Raw genomic sequence first — 418 nt, forward strand, 5'->3', positions numbered from 1 at the left:
ATGGCAACCGCCAACGCCAAGAGCATTGAGGAAATCAAGTCGTTTTTAAGCCGGCAGAAAGAGGTTTACAAGATACCCTATGAAACCCACCCGGCAGACCGTCTCCGTCAGTGCGTGTTTGGCGGCACTTCCAATGCCCTTGACTTCCTGCCCCTTGACCGTTCCGGCAACCGCCGCTTTATCCCGGTCATGGTGTACCCGGAGCAAGCCGAGGTTCACATTTTGGAGGACGAAGCTGCTTCCAGAGCCTATATCGGGCAGATGTGGGCGGAAGCGATGGAGATTTATAAAAGCGGCAGGTTCAAGCTGGCTTTCAGCCCCGCCATGCAGCGGTATCTCAAAGAACACCAGCGGGATTTTATGCCGGAGGACACCAAAGCCGGGATGATACAGGCGTATCTTGATAAGTACACCGGGA

1 protein-coding gene is annotated in these 418 nt (G+C 54.5%); it reads left to right on the plus strand.

Going from position 1 to position 418, the window contains the following annotated elements; genetic code table 11:
* Positions 1–418: virulence-associated E family protein (locus DWX26_RS17330; protein ID WP_243030747.1), on the plus strand; the 418-nt coding region annotated here is incomplete at both ends.

Source organism: Blautia sp. AF19-1 (assembly GCF_003479155.1).
Classification (GTDB): Bacteria; Bacillota; Clostridia; order Lachnospirales; family Lachnospiraceae; genus Fusicatenibacter; species Fusicatenibacter saccharivorans.